Source organism: Paenibacillus hemerocallicola, assembly GCF_006265175.1.
Taxonomy (GTDB): Bacteria; Bacillota; Bacilli; order Paenibacillales; family NBRC-103111; genus Paenibacillus_AB; species Paenibacillus_AB hemerocallicola.
The window spans coordinates 1-16,829 of the sequence record NZ_VDCQ01000110.1; the positions used below are offsets into that span (position 1 = coordinate 1).

A 16,829-nucleotide genomic window follows, 5' to 3' on the forward strand; every position below is an offset into this window, starting at 1 on the left:
CAGCATTCAGCATTCAGCATTCAGCATCCAGCATCCAGCATTCAGCATCCAGCATTCAACGTTCACGTATAGCGTTTTGCTGTTCAGTCGTCTTCTCGATCAACGACACCTAGACCGAGCACTGTTGCGCGGCTCCTTTTCCGAGCGGCTCCATCAACCCCGTTTCCGTTTATTTGCCGCCATTTTTCCGTATAATGGAACCAAGGCAGGTGAACTGTTATGAATATTCCAAAGCTGCTCATCACATCCGGCGCCGTCCTCATCGTGATCGGCCTCGTCTGGATGGTTGGCGGCAGGTTTCTCAACCTGGGCAAGCTGCCCGGAGACATCGTAGTCGATAAAGGGAACTTCAAGTTTTATTTTCCCGTCGTGACGTGCGTCGTGCTGAGTGTCGTCCTCTCTCTGGTCGCTTATGTGGTCCGCTGGTTCATGAAGTGAGACGGCCTTAATGACCCGCGTCGGCAATATCGGCCGTCTACTGGCGCGGGGAGCGGCCCTCTCTCCATTCATGAGCCTAATTTCGCCAATTGTGAACCTGACTTCGCTAAATATCGACCGCCAAACGTTTTCCGCAGAACAGTAAAATCAGGTTCGCTAATCTCGCCGCACAGCACGAAGCGGGTACGAATAAGCAAATTATGTTCATTATTAGTCAATGAAGTTCAGTAGCCGGCATCCGGCACAAAATAAGCACAGCCTTAGTTGGTTGTATACCCGGCTAAGGTTATTTGCGTTACCGCCGTCTCTCCGATACGGAAAATTCATTGCATGGAAGCGTATGATGCCTGCTCCAACAGCCCGAGATCAAAAAGGCGCAGCGCCGGAGCGAACGTCATGATCCGAACAGACGGGCGTTCAGCAGCCGCTCCGCTTCGTCCAGCTGAGCCTCGATGGACAGCGGATCGCTCGGAATCCATTGCTCCGCCGGATACAGCTGCACCCGGCCGTTGCGCACGGCGGGCAGCGAGTTCCAGTTAGGGCTTTCCATGATCCGTTTCAAATGCGAGCGGGACTCGGGATCGCCGGACACGAGCAGTAGAATACGGTCCGACGCATAATCCGGGAGCTGCTGCAGCTGTATGATCGACTTGAACCCTTCCAGCTCCAGCCTCAGCTCATTCCTGATTTGCTCCGGCGGGGTTAGCCGCAGGATGTCATACAGCACTTTGTGCTTCCGATATACGTGAATTTCATTTTTCCATACCCAGATTTGGCAAACTGTCTGGTCGACGCCTACCCTAGATTGAAATTTTAGGGCGACTCGTTCCGCTTTATCATGAAATCTCTCCAGCCAATCGTCAGCCGCCCGTTCTTTGCCGAAAAATTTACCCAGCCTCGTCAATAAGTCCCGCCAAGGGAAACGTCCCCACGAGATTGTATAGGTCGGCGCGATCCGGGACAATTTCTCGTGCGATTCGCCTTCGACAAAACCGAGGATCAGATCGGGCTGCAGCGGAGCGATCGCTTCGGCTTCCGGAACGAAGCCGACCTCGCGGACTTCGCCTAACCGGTTTCGGAAATGATAGCTTTGCTGCAAGCTCCCGACTCCAACAGGCGTAATGTCCAATGCAAGCAAGTACCCGGTATAATGAATGGCCACTACCCGCCCCTCGTGACGGTGCCGGCGAATATAGACTTGAGGCGGTATGCCGGTCGCCCTCTTGAACCGGCGGCTGAAGTAGGAGGGATCCCGGTAGCCGACGCTTCGCGAAATGTCGTGCAGCCGGTCCTCGCCGAGCAGCAGCTGCTCGCGCGCACGGGCGATGCGTATGTCGGCCAAATAGTGCATCGGACTTGTACCCGTCAGCTCGCGGAACAGCATCGAATATTGTCGGCGGGACAATGCCGCGGTTTGCGCCAGCTGCTGCAAGGTGATATCCTCGTAGTACGTTTGTTCCATCAGGGCAATCGTGTGCCGCACCGCATCCTTGGACGTGCTCTCCCGCACCGCGCGGCCGGCATCCGGCAGCAGCCCCATCAGTTCCTGAAAGCAGCCGTAGTTTTCGAATTTCACCCGTTCATCCCGCGTATGCCGGTTCTCGTATATACGGTTCAGCAATTGGAGCAGTCTCGGGAGCGGCCGAAGCGGTTTTGGCTCCCCCTCCGCAAGAGAGAATATCAAGCTCGCCAACTTCGCTTCGCGCCTGACGTCCTGTCCCCGTCTCTGCAAATCCATGACCTCGAAGCAGAGCAAATACAGCCGCAAATCCTCATCGTGATTTTCCTTCGCCTCTATTTCGGTATGGGCCGCAACAACGATGCAATCCCCCCGCTCCAGCCGCACGATACGATTGCCGATCCGCACGCGTCCTTCCCCTCGTTCTATTGCGAGCAGCGTATAGGCGGAGCTATTCCGTTCCTTGGCCCCCTCTCCGCGCGAGTGGGTGATGCGTTCAATCGAAACCGGCACATACGCCTCGTCGGGAAACGGGCAATCGCGGGTCCCTTTCATTCCGAGTACCTCCTCTGGCGATAACGGCGCAAAGAAGCCGCTCCGCAATGGCTGAGCCGCTTCTCCGCTAACGTTCGCGTTATTTGGTTAATGCCTTCTCCACGGCTTCAATCGTCAGCTTGTTCGTAATCGGCCCGCTGCCGAAGAAGCTGCTGTCCCTGCCTACCTTGAAAACGCGCCCCGCCTTGACAGCCGGCAAGTCTCTCCACAATGCGTTGTCGAGCAACGGGTTCGTTTCCAGCGCTTCGTTCGGATTCGTCATAATGACAAAAATGTAATCCGCATCGAGCTGCGGGATCATTTCGGCCGACAACGATGCGTACCCTTTTCCTTTCGCCACCTCCGGAGCCGCGAGGCCCAGATCCTCGTACAGGACGGGCGCGCTGTTCCACCAGCCGGTTCCCATCATGCCGAGCGATTTGCCGGCCAAGTACAGGATCAGCACCTTTTGGTCTCCGATTTTCTGATGAATCCGGGCTTTCGCTTCCTTCGCCTTCTGCTCGTAATCCGCAATCGCCTGCTCGGCGACCTCTTTTTTGTCGAAAAGCTCCCCAAGCCTGTGAAGCATGCCCCGCCAGTTGTTCGCCCAATTGTTCGTACCCGTAGACTCTTCGTTGAACAGATAGGTCGGCGCGATCTTCGAGAACGTTTCGACGGCGTTTCCCTGCATCCATCCGCTGTTGCTCAAAATGAGCAGATCGGGATTCAGGCTCATTACCGGCTCTGGCTTGAGCCCGCCGGTGTAGTCGATCGGAGGAACGCCGGCGAGCCATGGCTGCAGGTGCTCCTTGACCTCGTTGCCTAGCGCGTACTGGGCGACCGGCTTCATCCCCAAAACGATCAGCATGTCTTCGAAGCCCGGCGCGATCAGCCGCTGCGGTTTGGTCGGGAAGTCGATTTCCCGTCCGTAATCGTCTTTGACGGACCGGCTCGTCGGCTGCTGCGCGCCGCCGTTTGCCCCTTCGGCTTGCGAAGCGTTCGTTTCTCCGGACGTACCTTTGGCTTTATTTGCGCCCCCGCACGCCACCAGTACCAGCATCAATGTCATAATTGCGATAATGAACAAACTTGCGTTGCGCTGACGCACGAAGCTCCCTCCAGTTGATATTGATTCTTATTATCAAATAAAGTATAACTCATCCCGTCCGATTTGCACACAGACAAACGGGCGATAACTTGCGGACGATCGGGCGATAGAGCATGATCCGCCGAGACGGATATTTCATCTCGGAATCTGCCGGGACCATCGACCATGGAGAGGCGCATTTTCGTTATTTATGCGAAAAGGACGGCGACAAGCCCAAACAACGGAATCGCGTTAAACCGCGTTCCGTTGTTTGGCTTGTCGTGCCCCGTCTGCACAGAAATCGCAAGGATAGCGGAAAGAGCAGCGGACGGGAGAGACCTTATTTGTAAATGTCCGGCTTCATTTCCCTCGCTTGCGGTACGAGCTGCCGCTATATCCGCAAACAGTCCGGATATGGGTAGAAATGAGAGCAAATAAGAGAAAATAAGAGTTATCCGGTCCGTCAGTCGGGTTGGAGTGCCCCAAAAGTCGGCGATAGAGGCCATACGGTCCGCCCGAAACAGAAGAACTGGAAATCATACAGGTAATTCCGGACAAAAAGTGAGATTTGGCAAAATAAATGGAAAACATGCAGCCCAATCGTCGCCAATCGGTGAACTGACCGAAATTAGTAAAAATAACTGTACCTTTTCCAGTTTACAACGGACTCCAAACGCTTTTCCCACAATTAACGGCATGATTTCCAGTTATCTTCATCGGACTTCGAGTTCGGATAGACTTAGTGATCGATCGCCAAGTACGCTGCCCAACGAAATCGGATGACCTCGTTATGGTGTCCACCCAATAGCGTCATCCTATCCCGTACCGGCTAGTACGCGGCGTCAGACTATAAATGGTATCCCCGGAGTTCGAATGTGTTCGCGCTGGATTCAACCGCCTAACGATGTCAGAATACACAACATTAGATCTGACTTTGTACTAGCGCCCAGCATTCTGCGCGCCGCCACCGCTCTGGCCGGATCCGGAGGTCGCGCCTCCCGACTGGCCTCCGCTGCCCGTCGAGCTGCCTGTGGTGCCCTGGGTGCCCGCGCCGCTCGATCCGGATCCGGTACCGGTAGACGTACCCGTCTGACCGTTCGTCTGACCCGTCTGCTGCGTACCCGTCTGACCGCTCGTCTGACCCGTCTGCTGCGTACCCGTCTGACCGTTCGTCTGACCCGTCTGCTGCGTACCCGTCTGACCGCTCGTCTGACCCGTCTGCTGCGAGCCGGTCTGACCGCCCGTTTGGCCGCCCGGCTGCACGGCATTGTCCGGCTGTTTGCCTGTACCACCTTGATCCCCCGTCTGCTCCTGCTGCACCGGCTCGGTCGGCTCGTCGCCCGAATCGAAGACGTAGATGCCGATCAACGTCAGAGTGGCCACGCCTACGATAATACCGCCGAATTGGAACAGTATTTTGCGGTTTTTCCTGATGAACCGGAGAATCGGGTTCGATTGCGCCAGACGAATTTCTTCATACACCTTCTTGAAGGAACGGTTCGGAGTCCCCTTCAGCTTCGTCCACACGTCCCGCTTGTTCAATGCGCCGCGCTCGGATTTGTTGAAATAGCCTCGGATCGCGCCTTCGAAATCCCACGCTATTCTCCCGCGTACATCGAGGAAATACGGATACGACGCCGACCAGTTCAGGAAATCGTACACGTCGTCGGCATGGCCCGATTGCCTGAGCACGTAGTCGAGCATTTTCGCATAGGAGAACGTGCACTCGCCCGGCTCCTCCCCGCTCTCATAGAACGCGTAAGCGATCTTCTCGTAGTATTCGGGGCGGATCGAATCTTTCAGCAAGCGCTGCAGCAGCATTTGCAGCTGATCGATTTCCCGTGGCGCCAGCAGGCTGAGCGTCATATAGTTGTCGGCTTCCTTGTTGCCCGTGTTGCGCAGCAGGAACGAAGCGCACTGCAGGATTTGGAACACGGCCTGATCCTTCGTGCCCAAGCTGTCGGACAGCACCTGGGAATGATGGCCGAGCATATATTTCATGTCCTCGAGCTGCTGCAGCGTAATCCGCTCCAAGTCCGCTTGGGCGATGATCGTTTGCTGCGCCTGCAGATCCAGATCGTTGTAGAACGGCTGAAGCTGCTTGTCATGCTCCGATTTGACTTTGTACAGCTTGTCCAAATACGCGTTCAAGCCGCCGCCCGCCGCGATCCGCTCCTTGTCCTTATCCAGCAATTCCTTCGTTTTGCGGATCAGCTGCTGCTGGAAATAGGAAGTGCACAGCGCTTCCTCGACCTGCTCCAGCCAAAAAGAGATTTCGTCCTGCAGCGCCTTCATTCCCGCAATCGGCTCCAAACGGTCCAGCAAATAGGCTTGCACGACCGGCGCAAACTGGTCGGCATGGAGCATCCGCCGGACGACGGCCCGAAACAGCTCCTCGTGCTTCGTCATCGCTTGGAACACTTGCTTCGAATAGCCGCTGTCCTCGTTGAAATTCCAGCCGTTGTACAAAAATTTGATCAAGGAAAAGACGAGGCTTTCCTTCAAGCCCCCGATCCGGTAATAGTCGACCATCGATTCCAGGTAGGCGGCGGAAGGCGTATAGCCCGTGCCGAACAGCGCGATTTCCTTGTCCACAAGCCTCCAGAACAATTCGTCCAGCCTCGGCTTGCGCTCGATATTGCCATCGTTCAAATAGCTCAGCACGCCGGCGAGCGAGGCTTCCTTGTTCGCCTCGTATAGCTCGTCGTTTCCTTGCTCCACCCTATACAGCGCGCATAGCTGATAATAGGTCGGCAGGGACGTCTGCAAGGAGCCGTCCATGTCCTGGAGCGCCTCCTCCGCAAACTCGTAGAAAGCGGTCAGCTCCTCCGGACGCTCCCGGTTCTCCCACGCAAAATCCAAATAATAATGCTCCGAGCCTTGAAGCTCGACGTTATGAAACCGCCCGTTCGGGAAATCGAACACATAATCCTTGTCGATATTGCGATCCCCGGCCCGGATCGTGCCTTTCTCCACGACCATCGCATTGATGAATTTTTTGCCCTGGGGCTCGTGACTATAGGTCGTAAAGCCGAATTTGCGCCGCATGCCGTAGGGCAAGCAGCGATAGATCAAGCCGAGCAGCTGGCCCGCGTAATACGAGCTCTCGCTGACGTCGACGTCCAGAGCAATGTACACCTTCTTGTTGCTGGACACGGACATCATGACGGACCACAGCAGTTGCTTGAAACGTTGCTCATCGATACCGAGCCGCTCCAGCGCCTCCCGCTCCTCCCGGAGCTGCGGGCCGGAAACATAATCCAGCTCGTCAAGCTCCGGCAGCGTCTTCTGCTCCTCGCTGTATTTGCTCTCGAAGAAACGGATGCGGAAAATCGAGTCCGGATTCCGGTACGTTTCCTCCGCCCGGTCCTGCGGCACTATGTAATTGTGGACGAAAATCGTATCGCGCTGTCCGGTAAAGTCCGCTCCGGCAAAAACCCCGCGGCCGATAACGAGCTCGCCCGTTTCCGCCGTGAAGACGGTCAGCGACTCGGGGTATTTGGACAAATCCTGCTCTCCCCGCTGACGCAGCTCCTGGGGGGCGTGGTACAGACAGAACGGGTGCAGCGTCTTTTTGATAAAGTTGTTGTCGAGAGAAGGGGACTTCGCCACGGTGTCCAGACCTTCGTTGGAGCGGAATATCCCTTCCCGTCCGCGGGTGTAGTACTGCTGCTGGATTTTCCCCTGTATGCTCACTCCCCTTGCCTCCCCTCGATATAGTCCAGCTTATGCATCAGCCATACGAAAGGCTCGTCTACCCGCCAAGGCGTAACGACGCCGGCGATCCGCTTGTCGACCGGATTCGACCCCAGCGCCGATACGGCAAAGTAGGCCGTGTCCGTAAAATAAACGTCCAGCGTATCCTTGAACGGACGGTCCACCTTTTCGAGAAAGCGGCGTATTTCGCCGTTAATGTTTTCGAATTCGTTCAAATCGAGATGCTTCCGATGGACGACGTCGCGGAACACGTTGCTGTTCGAGCGGATGTATTCCCCGTCCTCTTCCTTCAAATGCTGGAGCATATCGCTCTTCGTCAGGACGACCGCCGTCGGGATATCGGTTCTCGATTTGTCCTCGTGTCCGATAAAATTTTCGAACATCGTAATCGCCACTTCTCTCGGCTCGTCGTAGCGGCTCGCAAACTCCCCCACCTCGTTGCCGGCATTGATGAGCAGCCTGTCGCGGATCGTCTTGATTTGCAGAGGATCGACCATGAACAGGATGCCCGAGGAGTTTTTGATATGCGCCGCATACAGGTCGAGCATGTCCCTGTCCGTCATAATTTCTCCCGCCACATCGAAAAAGACCAGCGTCAGCGGCGCCATCTGCTCATCCTTGAACACGAACTGGAATATGAACGGCTCCTGCTTCTCTTCCTTCTGGGTCGAATCCAGCATAATGCCTCTTTCGAATATCGGCTCCTCGTACTTTTGGCGGAATCTCCTGCTGATATCGGCGTTGAGCGGAATGCAGGCCGCATTGAAATTCGAGGCGGTCAAATGCTGCAGCGTATGGATCAAAGAGGTCATGTAGACCGATTTGCCCACCTGGGAAGCCCCGACGATCGAGATGATATTGCTCGGCACCTTCCCCGCCGTAATCGGCAGCTCGTTATGGCAATGGGGGCAAAGCCTTTTTCTCGTCACGCGTCCGTGCCTGTCGTTAATTCCTACGAGCACCTTGCTCGAATAAATCCGGTTTTCCGCGGGAATCGAAGCCGGGTGGATGACCGCTTCAAGCTCGTCGATCGGGGACAGGTTGAACCGCCCGCGATACCGGTTCAGCTCTTCGTCTTCCTGCAGCGCGTAATCCTGATCGCCCTCCACGTGATGCGTCGCCCGGAACACGACCTCCTCGGGACTGAACTTGCTGAAGCAATACGGGCACACGATCGGATAGAAATCGGGCTTCACCTTCGCCGGCGGCTTTTTCTCGAACAGCCCTTTCAGAAATTGCAGCATGCGTTTCCCTCCTCTATTCGGGGATCAGCTCGTATATTTCACCGTACGTTTTGCCATCGGTAAAAAACAGCCTGATCCGGTTTGGTTTCGGAATCTCGATTTCCGGCAGGACGTTGCGCCCGGGAGCGATATCCTCGATAAAGGGATAGGCGGTTCCGTCCTCCTTATGGAGCGGAAGCGACCCTTCCTTCATCACGTAGCACAACGCCTCCTTCGGGACGGGCACCTCGCTCGTCAGCTCGATCCGTACCGGCTTCATTTTGCGGAACAGCCCGCTGCCGTATTGGATCGAATACCGGATACGGGCTTTGCCCGTACTGAAGCGGATCACGTTGTCGTCATCCTCCTGCCGGAGCAGGGCGATCCCGTCGGCGCCGCGCTCGCACGGATATACGCGGTAGGAGTAACGTCCGATGCCCTCGACCCGCCCCCGGTAGCCGGCCTTGGCCTTGTATTCCTCGCGCGTCAGCAATTTCATCGCGTGCCGGGGCCGCTGCTCCAAGGGAAGCTCCGCCTCCGCCGGGAACAGGTAAATGTACACGCAGTGGACGTTCTCCGGCCAGTTCCACGTCAATACGCTCTCGTTGTCCTGCATCCGGTGCCGCATGCCGGTTATGCGGCTCCGCCCGGATGCCTCGCCGCTCCATCGCATGCGCGCGCCTCCTCCTAGATGACGGTTTTTCAACAACCTGAATACATACAGTTATTTCAATGAAGTGTTGCTTCGTTGCCGTAGTAAGCTGGAAAATGTACAGTTAATTTCATTCAATTACGACCATTTCTCGGTCTGATGGTGATTTTCCTGTATGTTTTCCAGCTATTTCGGCAAATTTTGCAATTTTCTCGTATTTAACTGCCTATTTTACAGTTGGCGTGCAGGGACGAGCTTCCGTTGATGGAATTCGGACGCTCTGCTCTGCATGGAGTTATTCACCGGCCAATTAGATCGATTATCGTTATCGGAACCTTTTCCCTGTCGGGCCGTTCTGTCCGAGGGCCGTACCGGAGCCGCTCCTGCTCCGCTTGTACAGTCCTTGCCCCGCCTCGTCCGTCCTGTTCTCCCTGAACGGAATGAGCAGCGTCGATATCGCCAGCACGACCGCCAGCACGACGTCTGCCGACGCTCGCACCGTTTCTGCCGGAAGGGCGCCGCCCTTTAGCCCTTCCTCGAGGATAAACCCGGCCAGCAGTCCGGCTATCGCTCCTCCGGCGGAAAAGCTCCGCGCCAAGAAACGGTTGTCGAATACGATGCCGAGCGACAGTCCCATCAGAAGGCCGATCAGCGTCACGAACAAAATTCTCCATACCGCATAAAACAGACTGTTGACGGCTGAGCCGGTTCGTTCCCCGACCAAATGCCAGCCTTGATTCGCTTTGTAAATTTTGTCGAACACCGCCGACAAATGCTGAACGTCGCCGACGCTGTGGTACGTGCCTCCGGTATCGGCCGCTATGCGCTTCAGCAGCTCGTTTCCTTGGCGGTCCTGCGAGTTGACTCCTACCGTATTCACGGCAATATCGTTATTCCGGTACGGCATAAGCGCGCTGTTCAGATTCACGTCGCTGTAGCCGTCGGATATGAGAATGACCATGCTCCCGCGCGCCTCCGCCTGCGCGGCCTCGATTTGTTCCATCGCTTTGGCCAGCGCCGCGGCGATGTTCGTACCTCCGTTAGGCGGGCCGAAGTCGTCCAGCTTGGCGGTGACGGCGTCCTTGGCCGCCTGGTTGTCGACCGGGACGAGAGGCTGAAGAAGCTCGGCCTGATCGTTAAAAGTCATTACGGCAACCCGCTTGCCCCGCTCCATATTGCGGACCAGATCCTTGGCCGCCCGGAAGCTCTCCCGGTCGGGATCGGTTTCCGCCATGCTTTCCGATACGTCGATCGAGACGAGAATATTTTGCGGGGGCTTGTGCTTGCCGAAATAAAGCCCATATAGAAACTGGCATATCCCGCCGGCAACGAACAACAACAGGAGCGTCGCGGGAACGAGCAGCTTCCAGCCGTCCTTGGCATAGCGCAGCCGCCAGCCTTTGCCGTTCAGCACGGGCGAAACGTGCTCGGCGATCAGACACATCAAGCCTACGAACAGAGCCAGCTGGCCGAAATAAACGCCCATCAGCAGCCAGTTCGGCATACTGCCCTCCCACTTGGAAAGCACCGCCTCCCCGACGGCGAAGCCGATCAAGCCCCCGATCAGGCTGAATACGATGAAAAGTATACTTGCTTTTCGATGAACCACCGTCCGCCCCCTCCTCCGGCCGCGCCGTTTGCAGCATTACGGCTCATCCGGCTCGATCGCGTGAAATTGATAGCCGTTCGCCCTGTAGCTGTCATAATATTTTTTTCCGTTGCGGTAGACGAGCAAATCCTCGATGCGGAATCCGCCCATAATGCCGAGCCGCTCGATGCCGCTGTTTTTGTTCTCGTGCACGCAGCCCAGCTTGTAGGGCCGGTTCCCCGTATCCACCGCGAACGCGTACCGGATAAATTCGCTTTCGGAATCGCCGAAAAAGTAATGCTCCTCATACCGGTGCTTATGCGTGTAGTTGTATACCTCGACATGAACCGTCGCCTGCTCCTTGAGCGTATCGTACAAATCCCGGTATAGCCGCTCCTTGGACAAGACGCGGTCCTTGTCGTCGTACCGGACGGTTACGTTCGCCCGCCTGATGAGCTCATCCTCGAACGATTGGCGGAACGGCTCGTATATGAATATTTCTTTGCCGCACACCTCGATCAGCCGCTCGAGCAGTCGCGTCGGACCGTCCTCCAGATGGCCCGCCACATTGCCGACGAACCGCTCTTCGAACAAGAAAGCCTCGCCCCGCTTCGCCTGCAGCTCTTTCACGATATCGGCCACGACCGTCTCGTAATATTCCGAAATGTTGCGCCCGAGGTAATCGTTCGCCTCCGAGACGCTTTGCCGGCTCGCTTCGCGGATTTGCCGCTCGAGCGCGAACAACTGCTCCACCTTCGGCCGCACCGTCTCGTGAAGGCCGGCGAACGCCGCTTCGTACCGCCTCAGCAGCGCGAGCTTCGTCTCCAGCAGCAGCAGCTCCAGACGCTTCCCGTACACGTTCTCGAAGAAGAAACGACTGAAATGCTTGAGCGTGCTCTTCTTCATCATCGGCACGCGCCGGAACGGCTGCATGTCGACCGGCTCCTGCAGCCAGTGCTCGAGCTGGAGCCGGCTATCCTCGAGCTGCTTCTCCGTCTCCTTCATCCACTTGCGCAGCTCCTGATAGACGACCGCGTCCTCCTTCTCGGAGGTCCATGCGTAGGCGCAATACAGACCGTACCGCGGATCGTTCACGATTCGCCGCTCCGCCGCTTCCCGGACTTCCCGGTCCACATCGAGCCGCTCGAGCAAGCGCCCCGCCTGGGCCGTGAAATGCTCGCGGAAAAAATCGCCCGCATGCCGGCCGTACATAAGCTGCTCCGCTTCGGCCAGCGTGAGCCGTTTCAGCTCGTCGAAGGAGACGGTCGAGAACAGGAGCGCATTCATGTCTTCCAGCTTCCCGCTCTCCGGCACTAGCGCCTCGGTCCTGCGGTCGATGGAAGCGGCATCCAGCTGCCACAGCTCCATAATCGTCCTGCGGTCGGCCGCGCCTTGTTCCTTCAATTTCCCGATCGCGGCTTGCGTCAAATGATGCAGCACGGTCAAGGCGATTGCCCGGTTCGGCCGCTTCACTTTGGAATAGCCGGCCGTGGAATAGACGTTTCCTTGCACCCCCGCGGGCACGATATGCTGCTTGAAGTGCTGGTTGTTGTAGCCTTCCTGCAACGGATCGTTGTCGCCGGCGGCTTTCCGGTTTTTGAGCAGGCACATGCCGCATATGATCTCGTAGTTCGTTTCCATGCTTCCGTCGACGAACAAGCCCCGCTCGTTTTTGTCGCTCAGCAAATAGACGAGATCGAACAACGGCGCGTTCGCATGCTCTACGGGCAGGCGGATCTGGTCTTCCGTAACCTGCAGCGGAGCGCTGTAGCTGTAGCCTCGGCTCTGGTACACGTCCAGCTCGCGCATAAAGGCCACCGTGGACGAAGCGGCATAGGCAAAATCGCCGTTGTCCTGTTTTTCCCGGATGAGGCCGTAAAGATCGATCTGGATCTGCTTGAACGACTCGCGCAGCACCGTCTTGAGCAAAAGCGTCACTTCCTGCAGGAGAACGCTGCACGGGTCGTGAGTCATCGTCACGACCGCCATATTCATCTGCTGGAACGAAGCGTACATGGAGCCGAATTCGGCGATCCGGTTGCTCATCCGGCGAACGACCCTATTGAACTCCGCCAGCCGGAGCGAATCTTCGTGAAACTGCCGGTGCAGCTCTTTGCGGCTCGTCTTCCGGTCTGCCGACGGCGCGGGCATGCGGATGCCGAATACATTGTCCCTGGACAGCGTTTGGTCCGTGTACACGTGAAGATAGACGACGCCCCGGCTGTTGTTCCACTTCGCTTCGTTCAATTCGTATACGGCTCGGAGCGCCTCCAGGCTCTCGTCCCCGACGAAGGCGAAGACGAGCGGGTGGTTGATGCTGCGCAACCCGTCGCTTGCATACGCCTGCTTGTCCGCCTCGGCGTCATAGTCGCCGGCGAATGCCTTTAACCGTTCCTGCACGGCGGTTCCTCCACTCGTTTGGCATGAAAAGTCCGGTTCGTCACTTGATCGTCTTCAGCATGTCGTTTACTTTCGCGGCGACCTGCTTGTAGAAGCGGTACATCTCTTCGCCGTTCACGAATTCGTTGCGGTCGTAGTCCAGCGACGATTTCGCCTCCTGATAAGCTTCCGCCATCTGCTTCAGATTGTCCACGAGAGCGGAAATATCGTCGGAGGCCGTCATCTGCTCGCTCCGCCTCGCGGCTTTGCGCTGCAGCAGCGATTGGCGTTTCCCGTCGAGGCCGCGCACCTGCTCGAAGATGACGTACTCGTAGAACTTGTTCACCTTGATCAGGTTGACAAACGGGTCCCACGCTTCCTCGTCGGCATCGTGGTCGTAGACGTATTGGGCGCCCCGCTTGACGATCGTCCTCGTATACATCGCCTCGATAAACCGGTCGAGCAGCTTCTCCTCGTCCTGATGGGCGTTCAGCACCGCTTCCAGCTCGGCGGCCTTGGCGCGGATCTGCTCGTACTTCGCCGTCTCCTTGCGCAGCCGTTCCATCAGCTCCGGCGAACGGATCAAGTTCTCTTTGGCCATTTCCTCGCTTATGCTGTTGAATATGTCCTTCGTCTCTACACGCTCTATGCCGTTCTGCAGCAGCTCCTTCAGCGCGGCGATGCAACGCTTCAGCTCGCCGAAGTTCGGCTTCGGGGCGTCCAGCTGCATCGGGAATTGCCCGATGAAAGCCTGGATATCGAACGGCTTGGTCAAGTAGCATTCGAACCTGCTGCTCGTATTGGCCGTTCCCGCCTTCTCGGCTATACAGCCGAACGATACGGCCTTGTCGAACAAAGCTCTGACCTCCGCATTGTGCTTGCGGACCCGGGCGTTGACGTACACGTCCCCCCACGATTTCTCCGGAATCGGCGAAGGCAGATGCGTCCAGTTTACTTTGTCCGTCTGCACGAGATGGCGGCCGATGCCCTCCTGCTCGAGAATCGTCTTCTCGTAGCTTTCCTCCATCACCTTCAGCGGCGAGTAAGCCAGCAGCGGCACCCCGTTTTTCGTGCTCAGCCAGAAGATGCGGTTTTTGACCTTGCTCTCCTTGATCGTGAACTTCGTTTTGCCGAGCGATATTTCCTTGAAGTTGCTGACCCCTTTGTAAATGTTGGGGGCGTCGGCCGGTACGGATACGAATCCGCATTCCGGAAAGTGGAAGCTGCCCGCGCTGTTGCTCAGATGGAATACCGGCACCGCCTCGGTGTCCAGCTTTTTGGCGATAATCCGCTCGATCACCTTCTCGATCGATTCGTCCTGGCCGTATTTGATCGCGAGAAACTCCTCCATCGACTTCGTGATCAGGTCGCCGAAATGGTCGCTCAAAAACTCCGAGATCGAGCCGATAATGTCGATTTCCTGCTCGCGGGTCCATTGGTTCGTTTTGCGCAGCAATTCGTTCGTGAAGTCGCGGATCAGGTCGTTTACGTTTTTGTCGTCCATGATGCGCCCGATCAGCTTCTCGATATCCGGCACGTTCACGACGTTCCAGAAGTAAGTTTTATTGCCTTTGTGATCGACCTGCTCGTCCCCGTTCGCGAGAATGTCGCCGTTTTTCTCGAAGATGCGGTTCAGCGCGTTCAAAATTTCCGTGAAAATTTGATAGATGCGCGTGTTCTGATCGTTCAGAAGGTTGTACAAATCCTCGTAATATTCGATCATTTGCTCCATCCGCTCGCGGTCGGCGTACAGCAAATATTCCTGGATTTTCGCCTCGATGTAGGCGTCCTTCTTCTTGTCCCGCGAGATGAAGGCGCTGCGCGCGTCGCCGAGCTTCTGGTTGGCGGTGTTGCGGGCGGCCTCTGCGTCCTGCGGAATCCGGTACAGGTTTTCCTTCAATGCTTCGATATACGAGCTGATCTGGTTCAGCAGGCAGAAGCCCTTGTTGGAGAAAATGACGCGCGACGCGAAGAACGGCCCCTGCTCCGGACTGAGAAACATCCGGTTGATCTGCTCGGTGAACCGTTCGACGCCTTGGCGGGGCAGCTGCTTTTTCGATTTGATGTACTCTTCCCTGGCGCGGGACAGGAAGCTTTGCTCGAGCTCGGTGTCGATGCTGACGACCTGCTGCTTGATGACGTTGTTGTAGCTCAGTCGCTCGCTGTTCTGGTAGCCCGGAATCGGCTCCGGCACCCTTTTGCCAAACTCCCTGTGAATCGAATCGGGATCGATCTCGAGCTTGCGGGCCAGCTTCTCGACCTCCTCCTGGGTAGGGGACGCCTCGAACATTTTCTCCATTTTCTTGAACAGCCGGTATGCCAGGAACGTCGTCATTTCCTCGATCGGCAGGACGGCCGAGGAGGCGCCGATTACGTTGTACTGGTAGTTGGCCGCATACTGCTTCGTCATCTGGGCGATGTTCGTATGAATGTTGCTCATGTAGTCCTGGATGGCGAACTCCTCGCCCGATTGCTTCTCCTCGCTGGCCATGAACGTCGTAATTTTCTCCGCCGTCACGTTCATGCAATAATCGTAGCCGTTCTCGAGCAGCGTCCCTTCCAGATTCGTGGCCGAGATCAGATGGGCGAAGTTGAACGGCGCTATCGGAGAGTTGACGGACAAAATGTTGCCGTACTGCTGCTTGAACCGTTCGCCCCGCTCATTCACGTTCATCCAGTAGTCGAGCTCCTTCAGAGCCGCATACCCGTTTTTCTTGATGTACTCCCGCGTATGGTCGGAAATGCTCTTGTTGGACAAATTGACGTCCGGCGTAAACAAATAGCCGAACATGTTGACCTTGTCCACGCCGGAATCGCCGTGGTCCCGTTCGATCAGGCCGCGCGTGATGTACGCGATGTCCAGAAAGCAGCCGCTCCCCGTCCCGCCGGACAGTCCGGTCAGCAGGAAGACGATCAGCTTCTTGTTCGTGCCGACCGACAGCGCCTTGATCTTCTTCTCGATCGCCTGCACGACCGGCACGATTTTCGTGAACAGCAGCAGCCTTCCCGCCTGCCGGATGCCGGATGCGCCGTTGATGCCGTCCGTGATCAGCAGCTCCGGGGACAGCCATTCCTTGATATACGGCTCGAGCAGGCTGCGGTTCTGGAGCAGTCCCCCCACCTCGGGATTGGACAGCAGCACATACTCGGTCATCGGGTCCAGCCCGATTCCCCTATACTTTTTGTGGCGGTCGTGCTCGTTCGTCTCGAAGGCGAGAAATTCCACATTGTCGGGCTTGTCGCGTTTTTTCTTGGAAATCGGGTCTTCGGGCAGCTTGAATCGGCGGTTGATCTGGTATTTCAGGCGGAGCAGCGCATCGATGCCGGTGCCTCCGAGGCCGATGACCAGCATCGGATTGTCGATCGTATCGACCCGGATTTTATCGCTGACGATCCCGCCGCCCTTGGATACGTCCAACTGTTCGATATGCTCTTTGACGACTGCCTTCATGATTGCATCCTCCTGAATAGTGGATTGAAGAACAAAAGTACGCTGTTGATTTAACCGGAGCTCTCGGGCCGATTAACGAAACATGCTCCTTTATACGGCCTGTCGGCGCCATGCTCGGCAATTCCGCCGATCCAACGGAAGGACGTTCCTTTTTGTAAGCGGGAACTGTCGGGAAGCATCCGGTTAGCGGAATAAAGTTCCGCTATTAGGACGAGTCGGCCTATCATGCGGAAAATAGCGGAACTGGCTTCCGCTATTCGACCTCTGCCGATATTTGCGGCGCAATAATTCGCAATTAACG

General features: G+C 56.6%; 10 protein-coding genes. 2 read left to right on the plus strand and 8 right to left on the minus strand.

The features are described 5' to 3' along the window. A partial coding sequence (locus tag FE784_RS41715; protein ID WP_218103882.1) for a hypothetical protein occupies positions 1-223 on the plus strand: 223 nt, incomplete at its 5' end. Beyond that, positions 220-438, plus strand: a complete 219-nt coding sequence (locus FE784_RS39065; protein ID WP_139607713.1) for a DUF2905 domain-containing protein — start codon at positions 220-222, stop codon at positions 436-438. The genes FE784_RS41715 and FE784_RS39065, both read left to right, overlap by 4 nt. 394 nt (positions 439-832) lie before the next feature. Here FE784_RS39065 and FE784_RS39070 read toward each other — a convergent pair whose 3' ends face one another. The 8 genes from FE784_RS39070 to FE784_RS39105 form a co-directional block, all read right to left on the minus strand. Next, on the minus strand, positions 833-2,452 hold the full coding sequence (locus FE784_RS39070) for a helix-turn-helix domain-containing protein (RefSeq protein WP_139607714.1): 1,620 nt from the start codon (positions 2,450-2,452) through the stop codon (positions 833-835). Between the two features lie 79 nt (positions 2,453-2,531). Then, positions 2,532-3,539, minus strand: coding sequence for an ABC transporter substrate-binding protein (locus FE784_RS39075; RefSeq protein WP_139607715.1), 1,008 nt, complete (start codon positions 3,537-3,539; stop codon positions 2,532-2,534). A 918-nt stretch (positions 3,540-4,457) separates the two neighbouring features. After that, positions 4,458-7,214 carry a GAP1-N2 domain-containing protein gene (locus FE784_RS41420; RefSeq protein ID WP_176706843.1) on the minus strand — a complete coding sequence of 919 codons (2,757 nt, stop codon included), beginning with the start codon at positions 7,212-7,214 and terminating at the stop codon, positions 4,458-4,460. Then, positions 7,211-8,479 (minus strand): TRAFAC clade GTPase domain-containing protein, encoded by a 1,269-nt coding sequence (locus FE784_RS39085; RefSeq protein ID WP_139607717.1) that lies wholly within the window; start codon positions 8,477-8,479, stop codon positions 7,211-7,213. Before FE784_RS39085 ends, FE784_RS41420 begins: the two co-directional genes overlap by 4 nt. Before the next feature lie 13 nt (positions 8,480-8,492). Further along, positions 8,493-9,131: a beta-mannanase gene (locus FE784_RS39090; RefSeq protein WP_139607718.1), complete on the minus strand. Its 639-nt coding sequence runs from the start codon at positions 9,129-9,131 to the stop codon at positions 8,493-8,495. A 304-nt stretch (positions 9,132-9,435) separates the two neighbouring features. Beyond that, positions 9,436-10,719 carry a vWA domain-containing protein gene (locus FE784_RS39095; RefSeq protein WP_139607719.1) on the minus strand — a complete coding sequence of 428 codons (1,284 nt, stop codon included), beginning with the start codon at positions 10,717-10,719 and terminating at the stop codon, positions 9,436-9,438. Positions 10,720-10,755: 36 nt separating this feature from the next. Further along, complete coding sequence (locus tag FE784_RS39100) at positions 10,756-13,098, minus strand: hypothetical protein (protein ID WP_139607720.1); 2,343 nt, start codon at positions 13,096-13,098, stop codon at positions 10,756-10,758. A gap of 40 nt (positions 13,099-13,138) precedes the next feature. Continuing rightward, positions 13,139-16,528: a tubulin-like doman-containing protein gene (locus FE784_RS39105; RefSeq protein WP_139607721.1), complete on the minus strand. Its 3,390-nt coding sequence runs from the start codon at positions 16,526-16,528 to the stop codon at positions 13,139-13,141. Between the last annotated feature and the right edge of the window lie 301 nt (positions 16,529-16,829).